Origin of the sequence: Methylobacterium sp. 092160098-2, assembly GCF_028920805.1 — a bacterium.
GTDB classification, from domain to species: Bacteria; Pseudomonadota; Alphaproteobacteria; order Rhizobiales; family Beijerinckiaceae; genus Methylobacterium; species Methylobacterium fujisawaense.
On record NZ_JAQPZJ010000001.1, the window covers coordinates 4,557,787 to 4,579,685 of the forward strand.

Below are 21,899 nucleotides of genomic sequence, written 5' to 3' on the forward strand. Positions count from 1 at the left end.
CGCGGCGCCCCGCCGGGAAGGCGGCGGATCCGGGCCGCGGGCTGGGACCCTCTTGGGATGACGAGGATGCGACGACCCGCAGCTCTGCTGCCCCTCGGCCTCGCCGCCCTCGGCCTCGCCGGCTGCACCACCGGGTTCTCCTACATCTCGCGGAACTACGTGGCGCTCACCCCCCAGGTGGTGACGATCGGCTGCAAGGAGCCCTACGAGGTCTACGACAACCGGCAGATGCGCCGGATGCTGATCGTCTCGAACGCCCTGCGCGAATATACCGGCTGCAACCTGAGCGAGGCCCGGATCGATCCGGAGCCGAACGCCACCCGGGTGAAGCGCTTCCGAACCGCCGCCCGGGCCTATCTCGACGAGACCGTGCGCGAGGATTGCCGGATCACCGGCGAGACCGTGTTCGATCCGCTGAAGACCGAGTTCGCCTACGCCTGCGACACGCCGATCGAGAAGCGCGGCACCGTGGTCCCCCGCCTGCCGGGCCGCAATCCCGGTCTCGCCCGCTGACCGACCGGCGGCGCGCCGTCAGGCGCCCGGCTTCGGGAAGGTCCGTTCCGCCGCGTCGCCGGCGGCGGCGAGCAGGGCGCGTGCGAAGGCCCGGGCTTCCGCCCGGTCGAGAACGATCGCGGCGGTGACCGGCGCGCCGCCGAGGTCGGCCAGGGCGAGTTCCAGGCGCACCCCGTCGGGCACGGCGGTCGCCTGCAGGCTCCAGCCGGAGCCCCGATCCGTGCTCTCCGCCATCACATGTCCCTCCCGCCTGCCCCGGGAAAACGCCGCAGGCGCCCGCCGGAACCGCCCGTGCGCGGGACTGTTCCCGAGCCGTGCCCAGCGCTTCCCTGCCTCGCCTGTCCGCTTACCTCAAGGCCGCAGGCCCGGGACTCGTGGTGATGCTGGCCGATACGGATGTCGGAAGCCTCATCACGGCGGCCCAGAGCGGGGCGCGCTGGGGCTATTCGCTCCTGCTCCTCCAGATCCTGCTGGTGCCGATCCTGTACGTCGTCCAGGAGCTGACGGTGCGGCTCGGGACCGCCACCGGACGCGGCCACGGCGCGCTGATCCGGGAGCGCTACGGGCCGGTCTGGGCCTGGATCTCGTACGGCGGCCTCGTGGTCGCCGGCATCGGCGCCATCGTCACGGAATTCTCCGGCATCGCCGGCATCGGGGACCTGTTCGGGGTGCCGCGGCTCGTGAGCCTCGGCCTGCCGGCCTGCCTGCTCCTGGGGCTCGTCTTCACCGAGAGCTACCGGCGCGTCGAGGTCGTGGCGATCGTGGTCGGCCTGTTCGAGCTGGTCTTCGTCGGGCTCGCCGTCGCGGCGCGGCCGAACCTGCCCGAGATCGTCGCCTCCTTCGGGCACATGCCGCTGGGCGACGGCCAGTTCCGGGTGCTGATCGCGGCCAATATCGGCGCGGTGATCATGCCGTGGATGATCTTCTACCAGCAGTCGGCGATCGTCGATAAGGGCCTGGGCTGGGAGCACGCGCGGCGCTCGCGGCTCGACACACTCGTGGGTGCGGTGGTGTCGCAATGCGTGATGGGCGCGATCCTCGTCGCCGCCGCCGCCACGATCGGCAAGGCCGGGCAGGGCAGCGCGAAGGGGCTGGAGACCGTCGGCGATCTCGCGGGCGCCTTCACGCCGGCCCTGGGGCCGTGGCTCGGGCAGGTGGTGTTCGGGGTGGGCATCATCGCGGCGGCCTTCGTGGCGCTCAACGTCGTGGCCCTGGCGCTGGCCTGGGGGTTCGGCGACGTGACCGGCCGGCCGCACTCCCTGGAGCAGTCGCCCCGGGAGGCTCCGGCCTTCTACGGCGCCTTCGCGCTCGCGGTCGCGGCCGGCGCGGTCGCCGTGCAGCTCGTGCCGGATCTCGTGGCGCTCAACATCGCCGTGGAGGTGATGAACGCGCTGCTCCTGCCCCTGGCGCTCGGCCTGCTGATCCTCCTCGCCACCCGGGCCCTGCCCGAGGGGCAGCGCGTGGCGGGCGTCTACAAGGGGGTGGTCTACGCGGTGTCGGGGATCACGATCGCGTTCGCGATGGTCGGCGTCCTGGACGGGGTGGGCCTGCTCTGACGCGATTGACGCGGGGCCTCCGATGATGTCTCCCGCGGGCTCCGATCAGGTGGAGTTCGAACATGCAAGAGATCTGGTTCCGCACGGGCGAGGCCACGGTGCTGGCGGCCGAGGGCCAGTACACCGACGCCATGCCGGAGGTGCTGATCGGCTCGGTGCGCGGTCCGGTCGGCCAGGCCTTCGCGTCGATGATGGGGCAGGTCCAGGGCCACACGCGGATGTTCGTGGTCCGCGACCTCAACCAGCTCGTGCGCCCCGCCACGATGATGACCACCAAGGTCACGATCCACACGGCCGAGTATGCCGAGCTCCTCGGCGGCGTGGTCCAGGCCGCCACCGGCGACGCGATCGTGGACTGCATCATCGAGGGCATCCTGCCCAAGGACGGGCTCGACGAGCTGTGCATGATCATCATGATCTGGCTCGATCAGCGGTGCGCCGAGGACGACAACCTCGACCAGAAGGACCTCTACCGGACCAACTACGAGGCGACGAAGCTCGCCATCGCCCGCGCCCTCAAGGGCGAGCCGACGGTGGACGAGCTGATCGCCAACCGGAAGACCGTGAAGCACTACGCCCTGGACGGCGTGATCGAGTACTGATCGGCCCCTTCGCGCGCATCCTGCCGGGGTCGATATCGCATCACCCCGGCGGGATGCGCCCCACCGAGCACAGGGTCCGCATCGCGGTGCTGCCCGGGTCGGTGTAGCAGGAGGCCGACCAGCCGTTCTGCTGGATGAACGACTTGCGCCGCTCCGACAGCGCGGTCCGGTAGGCGCTGGCGATGATCGGCTCGACGGTCGCGGCCGGTTCGCCGACCAGGATCTCGGAGGCCACCGACAGGTCGCGGAAGAAGGTCGCCGAGGGGGCGGGCTCGGCCGAGGTCGCCTGCACGATCGGCTCGGCCCGGCAGGTCACGTCGAACTTGATCGGGCCGGCCATGCGGATGTCGATGCTGGGGCCCGCCCGCTTGCCGACCTTGCCGCCGATGGCGCCGGCGATCTGGCGGGTGAGGTCGTCGCAGCTGTCGGCCCGGGCGGCCTCCGCCCAGAGGGGGAGGGCCGCGCAGGCGGCGAGGCAGGCGGCGAGGAAGAGGCGCGGAACGGCGAAGCTCGACATGGCCGCACTCTACGCGCGGCGCGGGGCCTGTCGAGGGGCGTTCCTCAGTGGAAATCCCGGCTGCGATACACGCGCCGATCCGGGGGTACGCCGAAATCCGTGTTCTCGGGGGGCAGCTTCATCCCGGCCTCGCGCAGATCGCGCAGGGACGCGGTGAGATCGCGAAACCCCTCGGCCACGAGATGGACCACCCCGTCCGCCCGCTGGATCCGGCCGCGCACGGCGAGGAACCGGGCCTGCATGGCGATCCGGCGGTTGGCCTCGAACACCGTCTTCCAGACGATCACGTTGGCGATACCGGTCTCGTCCTCCAGGGTCAGGAACACCACGCCCTTGGCGGTGCCGGGCCGCTGGCGGATAAGCACGAGGCCCGCCACCGTGACCCGCGCCCCCTGGGGCAGGGCGGGATCGAGATGCGCCCGGGCCGGGATCGCGCCGATCCGGGCGAGCCGCCCCCGGAAGAAGGCGACCGGGTGCCCCTGCAGCGACAGGCCGGTGGCGGCGTAATCCTCGGCCACCGCCTCGGACGGGGCCAGGGACGGCAGGTCCACGGCCGGCTCGTGCCGGAACAGGCCGTCATCGGCGTGCCACGCGAAGAGCGGCAGGGGCGCGTCGAGGAGATGGGCCCGGCGCGCGCTCGGGTCGGCCTTGGCGGCCTTGCGCGCCGAGGTCCCCTCCAGGGTGCGGACCATCCAGAGGGCGGCGCGCCGGTCGAGGCCCAGCGAGCGGAACGCGTCCGCCTCGGCCAGCCGCTCCAGGGTGTTGCGGGGCAGGGCGAGGGCGGCCTGCAGGCCCTCGATGCTGGCATAGCCGTTGGCCCGCAGCCGCACGAGCCGGCGCATGGCGGCCTCGGGCAGGCCGCGCACCACCCGCAGGCCGATCCGCACGGCGTGCAGCGCGGGATTTCCGGCCGGCTCCAGGGTGCAGTCCCAGTCGCTGGCGTTGACGCAGACGCCCCGCACCTCGACCCCGTGGGCGCGGGCGTCGCGCACCAGCTGGGCCGGCTGGTAGAAGCCCATGGGCTGGGCGTTGAGGATCGCGGCCAGGAAGACGTCGGGGTGCCGGCACTTCATCCAGGCCGAGGCGTAGACGAGGAGCGCGAAGCTCGCCGCGTGGCTCTCCGGGAAGCCGTAGGTGGAGAAGCCGCGGATCTGCGCGAAGCAGCGCTCGGCGAAGTCCTGCGGGTAGCCCCGGCGGGTCATGCCGCCCACGAACTTGTCCGCGAAGCCGCCGATCGAGCCGACATGGCGGAAGGTCGCCATCGCCCGGCGCAGGCCGTCGGCCTCGGCCGGGGTGAAGCCCGCCGCCGTGATGGCGATCTGCATGGCATGCTCCTGGAACAGCGGCACCCCGTAGGTCTTCTGCAGGACCTCCTTCAGTTCGTCCGCCGGCCCGTGGTCCGGGTGCGGGGCGGGGTACTCCACCGGGTCGATCCCGGAGCGGCGCCGCAGGTAGGGATGGACCATGTCGCCCTGGATGGGACCGGGGCGCACGATCGCCACCTGCACGACGAGGTCGTAGAATTCCTTGGGCTTCAGGCGCGGCAGCATCGACATCTGCGCCCGGCTCTCGACCTGGAACACGCCGACGGAATCGGCCTTCGCCAGCATCGCGTAGGTGGCGGGATCCTCCTGCGGCAGGTCGGCCAGCGTCTCGTAGAAGGTATTGTGGTCCTTCTCCAGAAACGCGAGGCCGCGCTTGAGGCAGGTCAGCATGCCGAGCGCCAGCACGTCGACCTTCATCAGGCCGATCGCGTCGATGTCGTCCTTGTCCCACTCGATGAAGGTGCGGTCCGCCATGGCGCCGTTGCCCACCGGCACGGTCTCGTCGAGGCGCCCGCGGGTCAGCACGAAGCCGCCGACATGCTGGGATAGGTGGCGGGGGAAGCCGATCAGCTGATGGGCGAGGTCGAGCGCCTGCCGGATCGCCGGGTTCCCCGGATCGAGGCCGGCCTCGCGCACATGCTGGTCCGGCATCCCGGTGCCCCAGGAGCCCCAGACCGTGTCGGCGATCGCCGCGGTCACGTCCTCGGTGAGCCCGAGGACCTTGCCGACCTCGCGGATCGCCATGCGCGGACGGTAGTGGATCACCGTGGCGCAGAGGGCGGCCCGCTCCCGGCCGTAGCGGGCGTAGAGGTGCTGGATCACCTCCTCGCGGCGCTCGTGCTCGAAATCGACGTCGATGTCGGGGGGCTCGCCCCGGTTCTCCGAGATGAAGCGGGCGAAGAGCAGCCGGTGCTTGGACGGGTCCACCGCGGTGATGCCCAGGCAGAAGCACACGGCGGAATTGGCCGCCGAGCCGCGGCCCTGGCAGAGGATCCCCTTGCCGCGGGCGAACTCGACCACGTCGAACAGGGTCAGGAAGTAACGGGCATAGTCCATCTTGGCGATGAGCCGCAGCTCCTCGCGGAGCGTCGCCGCGACGGCGGAGGGAATATCGCCGCCGTAGCGCCAGTGCGCCCGCTCGAAGGTCTTCTCCTCCAGGTATTCCTGCGGCGTGCGCCCGGGGGGCACCGGCTCGTCGGGATATTCGTAGCGCAGCTGGGACAGGCAGAAGCCGCAGGCCTCGGCGATCTCGACGGTGCGGGCCACCGCCTCCGGGTGGTCGGCGAACAGCCGCGCCATCTCGGCGGGGGGCTTCAGGTGGCGCTCGGCATTGGCCTCCAGCCGGTAGCCGGCCTCGCCGATCCGGCAGCCCGCGCGGATGCACGTCACCACGTCCTGGAGCGGGCGCCGCTCGGGATGGTGGTAAAGCGCGTCCGAGACCGCGACCATCGGCGCGCGGGCGGCCGCGCCCAGCTCGGCGAGCAGACCGAGGCGGCGCCGCTCGTCGCCCCGACGCGTATGGCTCGCCCCGAGGAAGGTCCGGCCCGGGGCCGCGGCGGCGAGCGCCTCCAGACGCGACTGGAAGCCCTCCGGCAGGCGCCGGGCCGGCGGCATGGCGATGAACATCTGCCCCTCCGCGGCCTCCAGCATCTCGGCGAAGGCGAAGCGGCATTCCCCCTTGCGGACGCGCCGGTTGCCCAGGGTGAGCAGCCGGCAGAGGCGCCCCCAGGCCGCCCGGTCCATCGGGTAGGTGACGGCCTCGAACCCCTCCTCGGTGACGAGGCGCACGCCGGGCAGGATCCGGATCTTCGTGCCCTCCGCTTCGAGCGCCCGCGCCGCCGCATGCGCCCGGACCACGCCGGCCACGGTGTTGCGGTCGGCGATGCCGATCGCCGCGAGGCCGTAGGCCGCCGCCTGCACGACGTAGTCCTGCGGGTGCGCGGCGCCGTGGAGGAACGAGAAGTTCGTGGTGACGGCGAGTTCGGCGAAAGGGATCTCGGGGCGGCTCACGCGAACAGCCCGTGGACGTACCACGCGGCCGGATGCCCGGGGGCGTGCGGCCCGTCGCGGTAGAGCCAGAGCCGGTGACCGGCCTCGCATTCGATGCGGTAATAGTCGCGCTCCGCGCCGGGCGCGCACCACCATTCGGCGGAAATCCGCTCCGGCCCCTCGGCATGGGCGACGCGGTGAACCTGCGCGCGCCAGCGGAAGCGCCGGGGCGGCCCCTCCGGGACGGCGGAGAGCACGTCGCAAGCGGCTTCGCCCCGGGGGAACAGCACCAGGGGGCGGGGCGGGAGGTGATCGGGCCAGGGGATTGAGCAGGGGACGGAGATGGGAAAGGCCCGCGCCCTCACGCCCCCCTCTGCGGGGGAGGTTGGCTCCTGCTTCAGAAGGGGCCGGGAGAAGGGAAAGCCGCTTCCGGAGGGATCGCGCGCTTCATGAAGGCCACGGCCGGATCCTGCACCCTCGCTCCCCCCGTGCGGGACTTCGTGCCGACCCGTCCCCCTTCGGGGGGCACCCTCCTCCGCAGAGGGGAGAGGGCGATGCGCGCGCGTCCGGCCGATGTCCTTATCCGCTGACGATCCGTGCCCCTCTCCGGCAACCCAGGGACCGCTCCGATCAGCCCGTTCCGGCAGGTGACTCGCCCGTGGCTCCAGGCGCAGCAACCCCCGCCCGAGGCGCTGCGCCAAGGCATCGGCCAGGACGGCGACCCCATCGCCGGAGGCGTCCGCCCCGAGATCGGTCTGGCGGGCCGGCATGGCGCCGGTCACCGTCACGGCGAGCGCCACGGTCTCGAAGCCGAACCCGGCCTCGAGGGCGGAGCCCAACCGGTCGAGGCGCAGGGAAACCAGGGCCGCGACCCGCTCGGGGTGACGCTCGGGGCGGGACAGGCCAAGATCGAGTGCGCGCACCACCCCGTCGACCCGGTGCAGGGCGAGGCGCAGGGTACAGGCGCCGAGCCCGTCCCGCTCCAGGCGGGGGGCGATCTCGGCCATCAGGTCCCGGGCGGTCCGGACGATGTCCGACTGCCGCCCGATTGGGTCGAGGAAGCCGCGGGCGGCGGCGTATTCGGCGGCCTCCGACAGGGGCGCCAGCGGCTCGGGACGGCGTGCCAGGGCCTGATCGAGGCGCAACAGCAACGCCTCGCCGAAGCGACGGGCGAGGGGTCCCCGGGGGAGGGCATCGAGTTCGCCCATCCGGCGCAGGCCGAGCCGCTTCAGCCCCGAGACCGTGCCGGGATCCAGCCGCAGCGCCTCCACGGGCAGACCCCGCAGAGCCTCGGCCGCCCCGCCCGGCGGCACGACGATCCGGTCGACCCCGCCGTGGCTGGCCAGCGCGAAGGCGGCCCCGGGTGTGTCGGCAAGGGCGATCCGGGCGGGGATATGTCCCCGCGCAAGACGGTCTGCCAGATCGTCGACGAGGCTCGCCTCGCCGCCGCGCAGGTGACTGGCCCCGGCAACGTCGATGTAGAACCCGTCCCCCGCCTCGGCCGGCCCGAACGGCGCCACGAGGGGCGCGTAGCCGCCCGCCCAGCGGCAGAGCCGCAGCAGAGCGTCCCGGTCGGCGGTCGGGTCGGCGGGATAGACCTGGAGCGGCACGCCGATCCGCGCCCGGACCCGGCCCAGGGGCTCGCCGGGCTGGAGGCCCAGGGCGCGGGCCTCCGGGTCGAGGGCCACGAGCCGCAGGCCGCCGGGGCCCTCGGCGGCCACCGCGAGGGGGCCGCGCTCAGGCGCGAGACCGGCCCGCCGCAGCCGCGTCACCGGCCAGTGGCTCAGGCAGATGCAGACGATGCGCGGCATGGTCCCACTCCAGAAGCCAGTCGCCGCCCCGCCCGTTGCGACAGCGTTCGAGCCGCGCCCGCCAGCGCGGCCTGTCGAGGGTGCCGAACCGGTCCCGCGCCGCGGGCGCCGCGGCGATCCGCCAGCGGGTGGCGGCCCCGTTGGGCAGGCCGGCAGGCGCCGGCCGCAGGATCAGCAGCAGCGGCGGAGCAGACCCTTCCGCGGCGAGCTGCAGGCGCCGGCCCGGCTTCAGCGGCAGGCCGTCCCGGACGAGGCCGACGAGGGCCGTGAGCGCCCGGGCGTGCAGGGCCGCCTCCAGCGCGCGGAACACCTCCGCATCGCTGCCGGCCTCCAGCAGCAGCAGCCGGGCGGGATCGAGGCCGAGTCCCGCGAGGCCATGGCCGTAGGGCAGGGGCTGCCCCGGCGCGGCGGCGATCAGCGCCGGACCAGGCCGGCCAGCAAGGTGGCGGGCGCAGAGCGCCAGGGCGAAGCCGAGGGCCGCGACCCCGTCCACGGGCTCGGCCGGCGCGATCTCGTGGGGCGGCCCGAGGACGAGGCCGCCGCCCGGCAGATGCCCGTCGAGCTCCGGTACGCCCAGCGGCAGGACCGGCGGCAGGACCGGCGGCAGGTCCCGCTCGCCGGCCGGCGGCGCGAGGCGCATCCGCAGGGCCGCGAGCCGGGCCCGGGGATCGCCCCGCGCGATCGCCCCCTCGGTCTCGTCCGCAGGGTCCAGCCCCATCTCCGTCGGCTCCGGTCATGCCGGACGATAGGAACATAACAGGAACTCACACAAACGGTTTCCACGGCGTCCCGGAATCGCGCACGGAAGCAGCGGCTTGGCCTGTGGATGGCTGTGGACGCCTGTGGAATCGACCGCCACCGCCGGTTCCGCCGCCCCGGTTGACCTCCCTCGCAGGGCGAGACCAATGTCGGGCCGCCGCGTGCGTGACGCGGCCGAACCGGACCGCGCATGCGCTCAGCCCTCACTCTGACGATCCTGCTCGCCCTGTCGGGGGCGGCGCTCGGCCAGCAGGCGGATCCGCCGGGTGGCGCAGGTCCGGATCCGGCCGCGGCCGCCGCAGGGCGATCGCGCCCGGCCCGCCCGCGGGTCCGGCACGCGCAGACCCCGAGCCAGCCGATCATGGTCTACGACGCGCGCATCGAGGCCGGCGACCTCCGGATCTCGGGCTCGGTGCGCAAGCCCGGGGCGATCGTGGTGCTGGACGACGACATCTCGATCCAGGCCGACCGGCGCGGACGGTTCACCTTCCGGCTGCCCTACCGGCCTTCGACCTGCGTGGTGACGCTGAAGGCGGAGCCGGACGAGCGGGAGGCGGTTGTGGCGAACTGCGCGCCGGAGGGTCCGCCCGGACCGCCCGGCCCTCAGGGTGTCGCAGGACCGCCCGGGGAGACGGGGGCCAAGGGCGAGGCCGGTCTCAAGGGCGATCAGGGGGCCAAGGGAGACCAAGGAGCCAAGGGCGAGCAGGGTCTCAAGGGCGATACGGGTCCTCAGGGCGAGACCGGTCCGAAAGGGGAGACCGGCCCCCAGGGCGCGGTCGGCCCGCAGGGCGCACCGGGCCCGAAGGGCGATGCCGGGGCCGCGGGCCTGCAGGGTCCTCCGGGCCCGCGGGGTCCGGTCGGACCGCAGGGCGGCCCGGGCCCGAAGGGCGAGGCCACAGCCGCCAGCTTGCGACCCGTGCGCAAATCCGATTGCCCGGGGGGCTGCACGATCACCTGCGGGACCGGCGAGATGCTGGTCACGGCCCATTGCCTCAAGGGTGGCGTGGCGGTCTATGACGGGGAGGGCGCCAGCTGCCCCGCGGACGCGTCCGGCATCGTCGGGTTCTGCACGCGGCCGTGAGGCGGGCGCGTCAGCCGCCGGTCTCGCGCAGCCAGTCGAGCATCCCGGCGGCGGCCGCCCTTCCGCCCGCGAGGGCGCCCTGGAGCAGGTAGCCGCCGGTCGGCGCCTCCCAGTCGAGCATCTCCCCGGCCAGGAACAGGCCGGGATGGGCCCGCAGCATCGACCGTTCGTCGAGGGCGTCGAGCCGGACGCCGCCCGCCGTCGAGATCGCCCGCTCGATCGGCGCGGAGGCGGTGAGGGTGATGGGCGCGGCCTTGATCAACCCGGCCAGCGCCCCGGGATCCGCCGGGAGGGCGGCGCCGGCCGCCTCGCGCAGCAATCCCGCCGCCACGGGCGCGAGGCCCGCGGCTTTGCGCAGCCGGGTCGCGGCCGAGTCGCCCGGCCGGGCGCCGGACAGACGGCGGGCGAGGGCTTCCCGGGTGAGGTCGGGGCGGAGATCCACGACGAGCCGCGCGCTGCCCCCGGCCGCGATCGCTTCGCGTAAGAGGCGCGAGAGGGCGTAGATCGCTCCGCCCTCGATGCCGGTCTGCGTGATCACGGCCTCGCCCCGCACCACGGTGCCTTCGCAGGCGAGCGCCACCCGCTTCAGCGGCGCGCCGGAGAACCGCTCCCGGAACAGGTCGGACCACGCCACCGCGAAGCCGGCATTGGCCGGACGCAGGGGCGCCACCGCCACCCCGAGCCCTTCGAGGAGGGGCACCCAGCGCCCGTCCGAGCCGAGGCGCGGCCAGCTCGCACCGCCGAGCGCCAGCAGGGTGGCGCGGGGCCGGATCGCGCGCGGCCCGTCCGGGGTGTCGAAATGCAGCGTCCCGCCCAGGGCCGTGAGCCGGTGGCGGGTGTGGATCCGGACCCCGAGGCGGTCGAGCCGCGCCAGCCATGCCCGGAGCAGGGGCGAGGCCTTGAAGCTGCGCGGGAAGACGCGCCCGCTCGACCCGACGAAGGTCGGCTCGCCGAGTTCCGCGCACCACGCCCGCAGCGCGTCGGGCGGGAAGGCCGCGATGGCGGCATCGAGACAGCCATGCGGATGGTAGCGGGCGAGGAAGTCCGCCCGCGCCTCGCTGTGGGTGATGTTGAGGCCGCCGCGCCCGGCGATCAGCAGCTTGCGGGCGACCGAGGGCATGCGCTCGTAGACCGCGACCGCGCGGCCTGCGCCTCCCAGCACCTCGGCGGCGGCGAGCCCGGCCGGCCCGCCGCCCACGATGGCGATTGCATCCCTGTCATCCGGCATCCGCCGGGAGAGCGACAGGCCGCCAGTCCTGTCAAGGGCGAAGACCGGATCGGTGCCGGACGGCATGGGCTGCCCTCCGGCGCTGCGCTAAGGATCGATACGGCCGAGCGGAAGCTCTTCTTGGTCCCGGGCCTCGCGGATAGCGGCGGCCCGAGCCGCGGCCGCGGGCCGTCCGCCATCCCCTTTCGCCGCCCTGTCCCCATTCGCACCGGATGGTCGGCCGGCACGGCTCGGATCAGAGGCTCAGACACGTGGCCAGCCCCGCTGCCGTCACCGGAACCCCGGCGCAGACACAGGCGCAGACCGGCGCCCCTCAAGATCGCCTCAACCAGAGCGAGATCCGCGCGATCGTCTACGGTCTGATGACCGCGATGCTGCTCGCGGCCCTCGACCAGACCATCGTGGCGACCGCCATGCCGACCATCGGGCTCGACCTCGGGGACGCCGCCAACCTCCCCTGGATCGTCACCGCCTACCTGCTGGCCTCCACGGCGGTGACCCCGCTCTATGGCAAGCTCAGCGACATCCACGGCCGGCGGATCATGCTGCTGATCGCCATCGCGACCTTCGGGCTCGGGTCGCTGGCCTGCGCGCTCGCCCCCACGATGGTGACGCTGGCGCTGGCCCGGGGCCTCCAGGGGATCGGCGGTGGCGGGCTGATCGCGCTTTCCCAGACCATCCTGGCCGACATCATGTCGCCCAAGGAGCGCGCCCGCTATCAGGTGGTGATCGCGGGCGTGTTCGTGGCCGCCTCGGTGGCGGGGCCGCTGCTCGGGGGCCTCTTCGCCCAGCACCTGCACTGGTCGCTGATCTTCTGGATCAACCTGCCGATCGGCATCCTCGCCTTCGCGCTGACCAACGCCAACCTGAAGCGCCTGCCGCGCCACGACCGCCAGCACCGGCTGGACTGGCCCGGGGCCGCCCTGATGGTCGCGGGGTCTGTCACCCTCCTGCTGGCCCTGAGCTGGGGCGGCGTGCGCTATCCCTGGGGCTCGCCCACGATCCTCGCCCTCCTCGCCGGGGCGGCCGTACTGGCCGGCGGTTTCGCGGCGCGGCTCGCCACGGCGTCAGAGCCGCTGATCCCCACGGAGGTGCTCAAGGACCGGGTGGTCTACAGCGCGACGCTGGCCGCCTGCTTCGCCATGGGCACCTTCATCGGCCTCACCATCTATGTGCCGATCTTCCTCGAAGGGGTGATCGGGCTCTCGGCGAGCGAGTCCGGCGTGGCGCTGGTGCCGCTGATGATCGGCACCGTCACGGGCGCGACGCTGTCGGGCCGATCGATGCTGCATTTCCGGCACTACAAGCGCGTGCCCCTGGCGATGATGAGCCTCAGCCTCGCCTGCTGCGCCACCATCGCCTGGGAAGGCCGGGCGCTGCCCTTCTGGCTCATGGAGGTGCTGTTCGCGCTGCTCTCCATGGGCATCGGGACAATCCTGCCCCTCTCCACCATCGCCATCCAGAACGCGGTGGAACCGCACCAGCTCGGGATCGCCACCGCCGCGATGAACTTCTTCCGGTCGCTCGGCGGGGCGCTGATCGTGGCGGCTTTCGGCACGATCGTACTCGGCGGCGTCGCAGGCGGGGCAGGGAGCGGGACAGGAGGCCACGACGTGGAGAGCCTGATCCGCGGCGCGGACCCGGCGCAGCTCGCCCTGACCTTCCGTTTTGTCTTCCTGGCCGCCTGCCTAGGCCTGCTGGGCGCCTTCACGTTCCTGGCGCTGATGGAGGAGCGGCCCCTGCGCGAACGCGCATCGCCGCGGATGGGCGGGGAACCGGCTACCGGCGACCCGGGCTGAGGGTTCGGAACCTCGGCTGCGGCGTCGCTCGGCCGGTGTGCTTGGCCGGTGCGGAGCGAAGACCGTCTCGGGGCACGTGGCGCTGCGATCGACGACGCTCTCGCAGATCCGGACCGTGCCGCCCGGCAAACGGATCCCTCGTCCACCCCGTCAACACACCGCACGCGCGGCTTTTCGATGGGGGCGTTGAGCGCCAGCAGATTGGTCTGTCCGGCGATCCCCTGGATCAGGGTCACGACCTCGCCGATCTGCGCGGCTTGTCCGCTCAACCCCTCAAGTACGGGTGCACGCCGTCCCGAACGCGCCGCGAGAGCGGCCGAGCCGACTGAGCCGGCCCGGCCGGGCCGCACATCCGATCCAGGCGCCGCCCACCGGCACATTCCCGATGGAACCATCCGGGGGATGCAGGCCCGCATCCCCAGCCCTGCCCTTGATTCGCCCCGATCACCGCTTACCTCGCCCCTATCGGCTGCGGGCCCCTCTGGCGGGCGCTTCCCAGCGCCCGTGATGTCGGAGCCGATGCTTTCCTTCCGGAATCAGCATCAGGTCCCGCGCATGATGGACGTCCTCACCATCGAATGGCTCGGCAAGCCATTGTGGATGTGGCTCGGGTTCCACCTCCTGATCGCCGGCCTGCTCGCCTTCGACCTCGGACTCCTCCACCGCGACAGGGAGCACGAGATCGGCGTCCGGGAGAGCTTGGCTCTCACCGGCTTCTACCTCGCGCTGGGCCTCGCCTTCGGCGGCTGGATCTGGTGGTATCTGGGTCCCCAGTCCGGCGAGGAATACGTCACCGGACTCGTGGTCGAGAAGTCGCTGTCGATGGACAACGTCTTCGTCATCGCCATGATCCTCACGGCGCTCGGCGTCCCCCGGGCTGCCCAGCACCGGGTCCTCCTCTGGGGTATCCTGGCGGCGGTGCTGCTGCGCGGTCTGATGATCGGACTGGGCGCCGCGCTGGTGCACGAGGTGCACTGGGTTCTGTCCCTGTTCGCCGCCTTCCTGATCTATGCCGGCCTGAAGATCCTCGTCTCGGGCGACGAGGAGGAGGGCGACTTCCAGAACAGCGCCGTCGTGCGCTGGTTCAAGACCACCTTCCGGGTGACGCCGGAGCTGCACGGCCAACGTTTTACGGTCCGCAAGACCGATCCGAAGACCGGTAGGGTCGCCCTGTACTTCACGCCGCTTGCCCTCGCCCTGGTGCTGGTGAACGGCGCCGACGTGATCTTCGCGGTCGACAGCGTGCCGGCGATCTTCGCGATCACCACCGACACGTTCGTGGTCTACACCTCCAACATCTTCGCGATCCTGGGCCTGCGCGCCCTCTACTTCGCCCTGGCCGCGATGGTCGACCGGTTCGCCTATCTCAAGACCGCGCTCGCCTTCATCCTGATCTTCATCGGCGCCAAGATCGTGGTGGCCGACACGTTCGGGCTCGTGACGGTTCCGCCATGGGTCTCGCTGGTGGTCACCCTGACGCTGCTGGCGGCCGGCGTCGCCTACAGCCTCTGGCGGACCCGGACCGACGCGCCGGATCAAGCGGACGCGGATCCCGTCCCTCCGCACGAGGCCCGGGCCCACCGCGCCTGAGGCGGGACCGGCGGTCCTCAGGCCGCCGGCAGGGCGCCGGCAGGGCCGCGATCAGGCCGCCGGCAGGGCCGCGATCAGGTCGCGCAGGGTGGTGATGGTGGAGGCGTCGGCTACGCCATCCACCCGCGCCGGACGGAAATGACGCTGGAACGCGGTGATCACCGCCTGGGTGCGCGCGTCGAACAGGCCGGTCACCGGCTGGTCGTAGCCGTAGAGTGCGACCATCGCCTGCAGCGCCTCGACGGGCTGGCCGGCATCGCCCCGCGCGAAAAACCGGCCGTCCTGGAGGCGGGCCGGGGGCACGTAATGGCCCACCCCCGCCGCCGCGAGCCGGCTCCAGGGGAAGGTCTCGCCCGGATCCTCCTTGCGTTCGGGTGCGATGTCGGAATGGCCGAGCACCCGCTCCGGCGGGATCGGCCAGCGGCCGATGATGTCCCGGGCCAGGGCGATCACCGCTTCGATCTGCGCGTCCGGGTAGGACGGCAGGCCGCCGGCATGGCCCGGATGGACGATCTCGATCCCGATGGAGCGGGAATTGATATCGGTCTCGCCCTTCCAGGCCCCGGCGCCGGCATGCCAGGCCCGGCGGGCCTCCGGCACCATCTGGACGATGCCGCCATCCTCGAACACGAGATAGTGGGCCGAGACCTCGCTCAGCGGGTCGCGCAGCCGCGCCAGCGCGGCGGCCCCGCTGTCCATGCCGGTGTAATGCAGGACCAGCATGTCGAGCGGCCCCGCGCGCCGGGCTCCGTGGTTCGGCGAGGGCGCGACGCGGCGGGCGAGGGGCGTATCGGGGATGAGGCTCACCGCAGCCCGCGCTCCTGCGCGATCCGGTCGTAGGCCGCGTTGATCGCGGCGAGGCGCCGCGTGGCGATGGCCACCGCCTCCGTCGGCAGGCCGCGGGCGAGCGCCCGATCCGGGTGATGCTCGGCGACCAGCGCGCGGTGGCGCGCCTTCACGGCGGCATCGTCCGCCTCCCGGCCCAGCCCGAGAACGCCGTAGGGATCGTCCGGGAGCCGCACGTGCCGGGCGGCGATGCGCCGGAACGCCACCTCATCGAAGCCGAAGATCCCCGAGACCGCGCGCAGGTAGCGCTCCTCGGCCTCGTGGAGGGCCCCGTCGGCGCCGGCGATCTGGAACAGGCCATCGAGCACGTCCTCCAGCAGCGCCGGCTCGTCGCCGAAGGTGGTCGCAAGCTGGTGCGCGTAGGCCTCGAAGCCGTTCGTGGTCTTCTTGGCGAGATCGAACAGGCGCTCCACGCCCGCCCGCGCGGACGGTTCAACCTGAATCACCCGGCCGAAGGCTTCGACCTCAGACGGCAGCACGACGCCGTCGGATTTCGCCATCTTGGCGGCGAGCGCCACGAGTCCGGTGGTGAACACGACGTCGCGCGGCGTCCGCCCGAAGGGTGCGCCGACCCGGTCCAGCAGGAAATGGCCCGCGACCCCTCCGATCAGGGCCCCGAGCGGACCGCCGATCGCGAGGCCGATGCCGGCACCGCCGAGCTTCCCCCAGACGCCCTGAGACTTGGTCGCCTGGCTCATGGGCGGCCCGGTCTCGGCGCTGATCCTCGGCTCGGCTCTGTCATCGGGGCGGCGGGGTTCCGGCACCGGGACAGGCCCGGCCGAGCGACGGGATAGACCCTCCGCACGCCGCGAGGAAGGGCCGGGACGCGCCCGGCCCGCCCAGCTCAGTCTCGCTTAGCGGCAGTAGACGTTGCCGTAGGCGTCGCGATAGGTGCCGTAGGGGCAGCGCGGCGCGGTCGAGGCGCCCACGATGGCACCGCCGGCGCCGCCGATCGCGGCACCCGCCAGGGCACCGCCCGCGCGGCCGGTGGCCGCCGCACCGATCGCCGCACCGGTCAGGGCGCCGAGGCCCGCACCGCCCAGAGCCCGGTCTTCCGGGGTGTTGCAGCCGGCGAGCGAGAGGGCGGCGATGGTGGCGAGGGCGGCTGCCGTCAGCTTCTTCATGGTCCCCAGAACTCCCTTGTGAATCCGGTCCGGCCGGTGGCCGTGATCGTTGCGGATCGCGTCGAGCTTAGCAGGAAAGGAATGCCGGCCATACGGCTAAGGTTCCATCGGCCGCGAGACGAGTTGCGTCGGGTTCCCGTCTCGCCCTATGCCACGGTTCCGAGGCGGTGCTCCGGCCGGGATGCCGTAGCCCCCTATCCGGCACCACGTCCGGCATCAGTCCGGCACCATGTCCGAGGGTCCCATGCCGACAGCCACCACGATCGTCCGCCGGGCCGCGGTGCGCGCCGACCGCGTCGCCGACACGGTGACCCTCGACCGCGCGGCCCGGGATGCCGTCACGGGACCCCTGGTCGCCGAGGGCGGTCTCGGCTTCGACGTCGCGCTCACCAAGGCGGCGGCGCTCGAGGACGGCGACGCCCTGCGCCTCGACGACGGCCGGCTCGTCGCGGTGCGGGCGGCCGCCGAGGATCTCCTGGAGGTGCGCGCCGAGAATCCAGCCCGCCTGCTGCGCCTGGCCTGGCAGCTCGGCGGCAGCCACGTGGATGCCGAGATCGGCGCGGACGTGCTCTACGTGCCGGCGACACCCGCCGCGGCCGAGCTGGTCCGCGGGCAGGGCTGCGTCGCGACCCCGGTCTCCCGCGCCTTCCGGCCCGAGCACGCCGCCCACGATCACAGCACCTGCGGGCACGATCACGGGCACGATCATCATGCCCACGCTCATCACGACCATGATCATCACGATCACGATCACGGTCACGGGCATGATCACGATCACGCGCACGACCATGGCCACAGCCACGATCACAGCCATGATCACGAGCACGGGCACCAGAAGCACGGCCATGATCATGCCCACGATCACGGCCACGTGCATGGTCCGGGCTGCGGCTGCGGCCACGATCACTAGCGTTTGAGCCCGGCCCGGCCCGGCCCGGAGCGGCGCTCGGGGACCGGGCCGGTCAGGCAGGACCGGTCAGGAATCCTGCGCCGGAACGCGGACGGGCCGCCGCCGTCACTCCGCCGGGACGAAGCGCAGCGTGCCGGCGCGCCGCGTGGGCTGGCCGGTGTCGTTCGTGTGATTGACGCCGTCCATCACCGGGACCTCCGGAAAATCGAAGGGGCTGACCCCGTCCAGGCAGGCCACGTTGACCGCATGGACGTTCGGTTCCGACCGCCGCTGATGATGCGTGTAGACGCCGCAGCGGGAACAGAAGAAATGCTGCGCCGCCCCGGTATGGAACCGGTAGGTCGTCAGCGCCTCCGCACCCTGCAGGATCCTCACCCCGCCCGGCCGCGCCATCGCGACGACGGCGCCGCGCATGCGGCAGTAGGAGCAGGTGCACCGGCGGATCGACGCGAGATCGTCATCGAGGGCCGCCTCGAAGCGAACGGCCCCGCAATGGCAGCGCCCGGACCGGATCGTCGCATCGTCCGCCATGGTGCTGGGCCTTCCGTGCGATTTCCTGCGATCCGGCTCGGCGACAGATCCGGTCGGCGCCCCGAAGTCTAGGTTTCGGGCGCCGGGCGAACAATCGCCAAGTCGTCACGCGGCGTGTCAGGAAAACTCACGCTGCGCCTCCGGGATGCCGGGAGTCCTGCCGGTCACAGGCGTTTCGGCACGAGCCTGCGGCAGTACAGGCGCGCCGCCTCGGCGGACAGGCCGTCCTGGGCGGCCACGCACTGGTCGAGGGTGAGGCCGATGCTGGCCGCGTAGGGCTCGTTGGGCGACAGCGCCGCGCGGGCGAGCGCCGCGAGGTATAGCAGGAAGGCCGCGACCGCGACGATCAGCGCCGCGATGATGGCGCGGTTCAGCAGCATTGCCGGCGTCCGCTCACGGGAGCCCGACCAGAAGCAGCGCGAGCACGAGCACCGTCAGCCCCGCCCCGATCAGCGCCACGGCGGTGTAGTCGCGTCCGGACCGCCGCAGGGATGTGCGGCCGGGCCGGACCATGATCCGCCCCTTGGATCCCTGTCCCGGGTCCCCGTCCCGGGGCTGGCTCACTGCAGCAGGCCCCACAGGCCCGTGGCCAAGCCGAAGGTGAGCGAGAGCATCGCTGCGTAGAGCAGGACGCGATCGATCATGCGGGCGACCCGATCCTCCGGCTGAACCTCGATCATGGCGGGACCTCCTCGCAGCGAGATTGACGAACGCCTGTTGCTGAGCTGTGTCGGCCCATCGCGGGCAGACGGACTCGTGTGGCCCCGGCGGGGCGGGGCCGGACGGTGCCGGACGGGGGCGCGGCGCCGCGGCGCCGGAACACCCGGGAGGCCGTGCGGTTGGACCGGCACCCCCCACCGGAGACGACGCGTGACCACGAATCCGCTGCACAAGTATCCCCGCCCGCCCTTCGCGGCGCAGCCCCAGAGCTTCCCCGGCAAGACCGGGCGCATGGAGCCGGAACCCGACCATGGCGAGACGAGCTACAAGGGCTCGGGCAAGCTGACCGGCCAGGCGGCGCTGATCACCGGCGGCGATTCCGGCATCGGCCGCGCGGTCGCCATCGCCTTCGCCCGGGAGGGTGCGGACGTCGCCATCTCCTACCTGCCGGACGAGCAGGCCGACGCGGAGGCGGTCGCCCAGTGGATCGAGAAGGCGGGACGGCGCGCGCTGCTCCTGCCGGGCGACCTCAAGGACGCCGCCTACGGGCGCCAGATCGTCGCCCGCACGGTGGAGACGTTCGGGCGCCTCGACGTGCTGGTCAACAACGGCGCGTTCCAGCAGCCGAACGCGGACCTCGCCGGAATCGACGACGCCGTGTTCGAGGATCATTTCCGCACCAACGTGTTCGGGGCGTTCTACGTGACTAAGGCGGCCCTCGCCCATCTGAAGCCCGGCGCCTCGGTGATCTTCACCTCCTCGGTGAATTCCAAGCATCCGATGCCGTCGCTCCTCGCCTACAGCGCCACCAAGGGTGCGCTGAGCAACATGGTGCTGAGCCTCGCCCAGCTGCTCGCGGAAACGGGCGTGCGCGTGAACGGCGTGCTGCCCGGGCCGATCTGGACGCCGTTCATTCCCTCCGGGATGAGCCAGGATTCGGTGAAATCCTTCGGCAGCCAAGTGCCGTTCGGCCGCCCCGGACAACCGGCCGAACTCGCCTCGGCCTACGTGATGCTGGCCTCGGAGGAGAGCAGCTACACGTCGGGTGCGCTCGTCACGGTGGCGGGAGCCATGCCGGTGCTCTGACGCGCCGCGTCGGACGGGCATCCGCCACGGTGGTGCCCATCCGACGCGACCGCGCACTCAGGCGGCCCGCATCTCGGCGAGGAAGCGCATGACCTCGGACCGCAGGGCCTCGGCGCTGCGGCAGACGTCGCCGGCCGCCGCGCCGACCTCCCCGGCCACGCGCTGCGTCGCCTCCGCGGCCGATGAGGCTGAGACCACGTTCTGGCTCACCGAATCGGTGCCCTGGGCGGCCTGGTCGATGTTCTGCGAGATGTGCCCCGTGGCGACCCGCTGCTGCTCGACCGCCGCCGCGATCGCGCTGGCGATGGCGTTCATCGTGTCGACCGTGCCGCCGATGGCGTGCACCGCGTTGACGGCCTCCATGGTCTCGCCCTGGATCGCGGCGATCTGCGCGGTGATCTCCTCGGTGGCCTTCGCGGTCTGTCCGGCCAGCCCCTTCACCTCGGCGGCGACCACCGCGAAACCCCGCCCCGACTCGCCGGCCCGCGCCGCCTCGATGGTCGCGTTGAGCGCCAGGAGGTTCGTCTGCTCGGCGATCGCCGAGATGATCCGCACGACCTCCCCGATCTTCTCGGCGGCCCCGGCGAGCCCGCGGATCTGCCGGTCGGTCCGCTCCGCCTCCGTCACCGCCTGACCGGCGATCTCGGCCGACTTGGCGACCTGGCCGCTGATCTCCCCGATCGAGGCGGACAGCTCCTCGGTGGCGGCCGCCACCGTCTGCACGTTGGCCGCCGCCTGCTGCGCAGACCCGGCCGCCGAGCCGGCCTGCTGCGCCGCCTCCGCGGCAGTCTCCGACATCGCCCGGCAGGCTTCCCGCATCCCGGCCGCCGCGGTGTCGACCCGCGCCAGCAACTGGCTCGCCTCGGCATCGAAGCTGCGGGTCACCGCCTCCACCCAGTGGGCGCGCTCCTGCCGCCGCTCCTGCTCGGCCCGCTGCTCGGCCGATAGAGTCTGGGCCTGGATCATGCTGTCCCGGAACACGCCGGCGGCCTCGGCCATCTGGCCGATCTCGTCGCGCCGGCCGCGCCCCGGGATGGCGACATCCATCTCGCCGCCTGCGAGCCGCCGCAGGGCGGCCGTGAACGCGCTCAGGGGGCGCGTGATGCTGCGTGCCAGCAGAAACCCGACCACCCCGACCCCGATGGCGAGCGGGACCAGCCAGAGCAGGGTGGTGACGATCCGTGCCCGGTCCAAGGCGTGGATGTCGTCCACGTACAGGGCGGAGTTGATGACCCATTGCCAGGGCTCGTAGGCGAGCGAGTAGGCGACCTTCGGCGCGGGCTCGGTCTCACCGAGGCGGGCCCAACGGTACTCGGTGAAGCCGCCGCCCTCCTGAGCGTGCCGGATCATCGTCCAGACGAAGGTCTTTTTCATCGCCGCGTCGTCGCGGGACCGCGTGCCCTCGATCTTGGGATCGGGATGCACGACGTTGCGGCCGATATCGCCCGGGGTCGAGCTATAGACGAAGACGTAGTCGCCACCGTTGTAGCGCATCGCCCGCAGCGCGTCGGCAGCGCGCCGCCGCGCCTCGTCGGCCGTCATCGCGCCGGCCTCCGCCTGCTTGGCAAACGTAGCCACGATGCTGTGGGCCGACTCGACCTGGGCGCGGATGGCGGCCTTGCGGCCGTCCATCATCACCCCGCCGATGGAGGAAACCTGCACACCCACGATCGATATGAATGCCAACATTATCCCACCTATAATATAGAAGACCTTTTTCCCGATAGTCATTTCTGTTAATTTCCAATATAAATTGGTAAAACACGCACATGAGCGAGACAGAATCAAATGCTCCACGGCGCCGCACCGGCCCATCATCTTCTTTACATTGGAATGATTCCATGCCGGCCGCACATGGGAGCCATGCTTCGGCCCGGTTTTCACCGACATGGTGCGATCGCCGAGGGATTTACTGGCCGGCCGGACCACGCGCCTGACCGAGCCCGCGCCTCACCGAGCCAAAGGCCAGCCG

20 protein-coding genes and 1 pseudogene are annotated in these 21,899 nt (G+C 72.4%); 8 read left to right on the forward strand and 13 right to left on the reverse strand.

The genetic code is table 11. The features are described from left to right. Positions 1-66: 66 nt before the first annotated feature. Positions 67-513: a hypothetical protein gene (locus tag PQI07_RS21470; protein WP_043757221.1), complete on the forward strand. Its 447-nt coding sequence runs from the start codon at positions 67-69 to the stop codon at positions 511-513. An 18-nt stretch (positions 514-531) separates the two neighbouring features. Here PQI07_RS21470 and PQI07_RS21475 read toward each other — a convergent pair whose 3' ends face one another. Then, on the reverse strand, positions 532-747 hold the full coding sequence (locus PQI07_RS21475) for a hypothetical protein (protein ID WP_043349581.1): 216 nt from the start codon (positions 745-747) through the stop codon (positions 532-534). An 80-nt stretch (positions 748-827) separates the two neighbouring features. Here PQI07_RS21475 and PQI07_RS21480 point away from each other — a divergent pair, with 80 nt between their 5' ends. Further along, positions 828-2,069: an NRAMP family divalent metal transporter gene (locus tag PQI07_RS21480; RefSeq protein ID WP_274927354.1), complete on the forward strand. Its 1,242-nt coding sequence runs from the start codon at positions 828-830 to the stop codon at positions 2,067-2,069. 62 nt (positions 2,070-2,131) lie between these two features. Beyond that, positions 2,132-2,671 carry a formaldehyde-activating enzyme gene (fae, locus tag PQI07_RS21485; protein WP_020092273.1) on the forward strand — a complete coding sequence of 180 codons (540 nt, stop codon included), beginning with the start codon at positions 2,132-2,134 and terminating at the stop codon, positions 2,669-2,671. Between the two features lie 40 nt (positions 2,672-2,711). Here fae and PQI07_RS21490 read toward each other — a convergent pair whose 3' ends face one another. Genes PQI07_RS21490 through PQI07_RS21505 form a run of 4 tightly spaced genes read right to left on the reverse strand, consistent with a single transcriptional unit; the run spans position 2,712 to position 9,031 of the window. Further along, the gene (locus PQI07_RS21490) at positions 2,712-3,188 is read right to left on the reverse strand and encodes a hypothetical protein (protein WP_053608490.1); all 477 of its coding nucleotides are present in this window, start codon (positions 3,186-3,188) and stop codon (positions 2,712-2,714) included. A 44-nt stretch (positions 3,189-3,232) separates the two neighbouring features. Continuing rightward, positions 3,233-6,523 carry an error-prone DNA polymerase gene (locus PQI07_RS21495; protein ID WP_274927355.1) on the reverse strand — a complete coding sequence of 1,097 codons (3,291 nt, stop codon included), beginning with the start codon at positions 6,521-6,523 and terminating at the stop codon, positions 3,233-3,235. Continuing rightward, positions 6,520-8,313, reverse strand: a complete 1,794-nt coding sequence (locus PQI07_RS21500; protein ID WP_274927356.1) for a Y-family DNA polymerase — start codon at positions 8,311-8,313, stop codon at positions 6,520-6,522. Before PQI07_RS21500 ends, PQI07_RS21495 begins: the two co-directional genes overlap by 4 nt. Continuing rightward, the gene (locus tag PQI07_RS21505; protein WP_051976036.1) at positions 8,240-9,031 is read right to left on the reverse strand and encodes an ImuA family protein; all 792 of its coding nucleotides are present in this window, start codon (positions 9,029-9,031) and stop codon (positions 8,240-8,242) included. Before PQI07_RS21505 ends, PQI07_RS21500 begins: the two co-directional genes overlap by 74 nt. Positions 9,032-9,262: 231 nt before the next feature. Between PQI07_RS21505 and PQI07_RS21510 the strand changes: the two genes are divergently transcribed. Continuing rightward, positions 9,263-10,153 (forward strand): collagen-like domain-containing protein, encoded by an 891-nt coding sequence (locus PQI07_RS21510; RefSeq protein ID WP_043357140.1) that lies wholly within the window; start codon positions 9,263-9,265, stop codon positions 10,151-10,153. A gap of 10 nt (positions 10,154-10,163) precedes the next feature. Here PQI07_RS21510 and PQI07_RS21515 read toward each other — a convergent pair whose 3' ends face one another. Further along, positions 10,164-11,381, reverse strand: a complete 1,218-nt coding sequence (locus PQI07_RS21515) for a TIGR03862 family flavoprotein (protein ID WP_274927757.1) — start codon at positions 11,379-11,381, stop codon at positions 10,164-10,166. 251 nt (positions 11,382-11,632) lie between these two features. Between PQI07_RS21515 and PQI07_RS21520 the strand changes: the two genes are divergently transcribed. Then, complete coding sequence (locus tag PQI07_RS21520) at positions 11,633-13,180, forward strand: MDR family MFS transporter (RefSeq protein ID WP_043757209.1); 1,548 nt, start codon at positions 11,633-11,635, stop codon at positions 13,178-13,180. 164 nt (positions 13,181-13,344) lie between these two features. Here PQI07_RS21520 and PQI07_RS21525 read toward each other — a convergent pair. After that, a pseudogene (locus tag PQI07_RS21525) lies at positions 13,345-13,458 on the reverse strand (methyl-accepting chemotaxis protein); the annotation flags it as partial. Between the two features lie 277 nt (positions 13,459-13,735). Here PQI07_RS21525 and PQI07_RS21530 point away from each other — a divergent pair. Next, on the forward strand, positions 13,736-14,770 hold the full coding sequence (locus tag PQI07_RS21530; RefSeq protein WP_274927357.1) for a TerC family protein: 1,035 nt from the start codon (positions 13,736-13,738) through the stop codon (positions 14,768-14,770). Positions 14,771-14,821: 51 nt separating this feature from the next. On the opposite strand, the gene PQI07_RS21535 is transcribed toward PQI07_RS21530, so the two are convergent. From PQI07_RS21535 to PQI07_RS21545, 3 genes are all read right to left on the reverse strand, one after another. Next, a complete protein-coding gene (locus PQI07_RS21535) occupies positions 14,822-15,577 on the reverse strand; it encodes an N-acetylmuramoyl-L-alanine amidase (RefSeq protein WP_043757206.1) in 756 nt (251 codons plus the stop codon). Further along, positions 15,574-16,314: a TerB family tellurite resistance protein gene (locus PQI07_RS21540; RefSeq protein WP_274927358.1), complete on the reverse strand. Its 741-nt coding sequence runs from the start codon at positions 16,312-16,314 to the stop codon at positions 15,574-15,576. The genes PQI07_RS21535 and PQI07_RS21540 overlap by 4 nt, the downstream gene beginning before the upstream one ends. Before the next feature lie 156 nt (positions 16,315-16,470). Then, positions 16,471-16,740, reverse strand: a complete 270-nt coding sequence (locus PQI07_RS21545; protein WP_043347377.1) for a YMGG-like glycine zipper-containing protein — start codon at positions 16,738-16,740, stop codon at positions 16,471-16,473. A gap of 244 nt (positions 16,741-16,984) precedes the next feature. On the opposite strand from PQI07_RS21545, the gene PQI07_RS21550 reads away from it, so the two are divergent. Then, positions 16,985-17,650, forward strand: a complete 666-nt coding sequence (locus PQI07_RS21550; protein WP_274927359.1) for an urease accessory protein UreE — start codon at positions 16,985-16,987, stop codon at positions 17,648-17,650. A gap of 105 nt (positions 17,651-17,755) precedes the next feature. Here the strand turns inward: PQI07_RS21550 and PQI07_RS21555 are convergent, their stop codons facing one another. Beyond that, positions 17,756-18,181: a GFA family protein gene (locus tag PQI07_RS21555; protein ID WP_274927360.1), complete on the reverse strand. Its 426-nt coding sequence runs from the start codon at positions 18,179-18,181 to the stop codon at positions 17,756-17,758. A 164-nt stretch (positions 18,182-18,345) separates the two neighbouring features. Further along, positions 18,346-18,561 (reverse strand): hypothetical protein, encoded by a 216-nt coding sequence (locus tag PQI07_RS21560; RefSeq protein WP_274927361.1) that lies wholly within the window; start codon positions 18,559-18,561, stop codon positions 18,346-18,348. Between the two features lie 490 nt (positions 18,562-19,051). Here PQI07_RS21560 and PQI07_RS21565 point away from each other — a divergent pair, with 490 nt between their 5' ends. After that, complete coding sequence (locus PQI07_RS21565; protein WP_043757189.1) at positions 19,052-19,927, forward strand: SDR family oxidoreductase; 876 nt, start codon at positions 19,052-19,054, stop codon at positions 19,925-19,927. Positions 19,928-19,984: 57 nt separating this feature from the next. On the opposite strand, the gene PQI07_RS21570 is transcribed toward PQI07_RS21565, so the two are convergent. Next, complete coding sequence (locus PQI07_RS21570; protein WP_274927362.1) at positions 19,985-21,589, reverse strand: methyl-accepting chemotaxis protein; 1,605 nt, start codon at positions 21,587-21,589, stop codon at positions 19,985-19,987. Positions 21,590-21,899 lie beyond the last annotated feature (310 nt).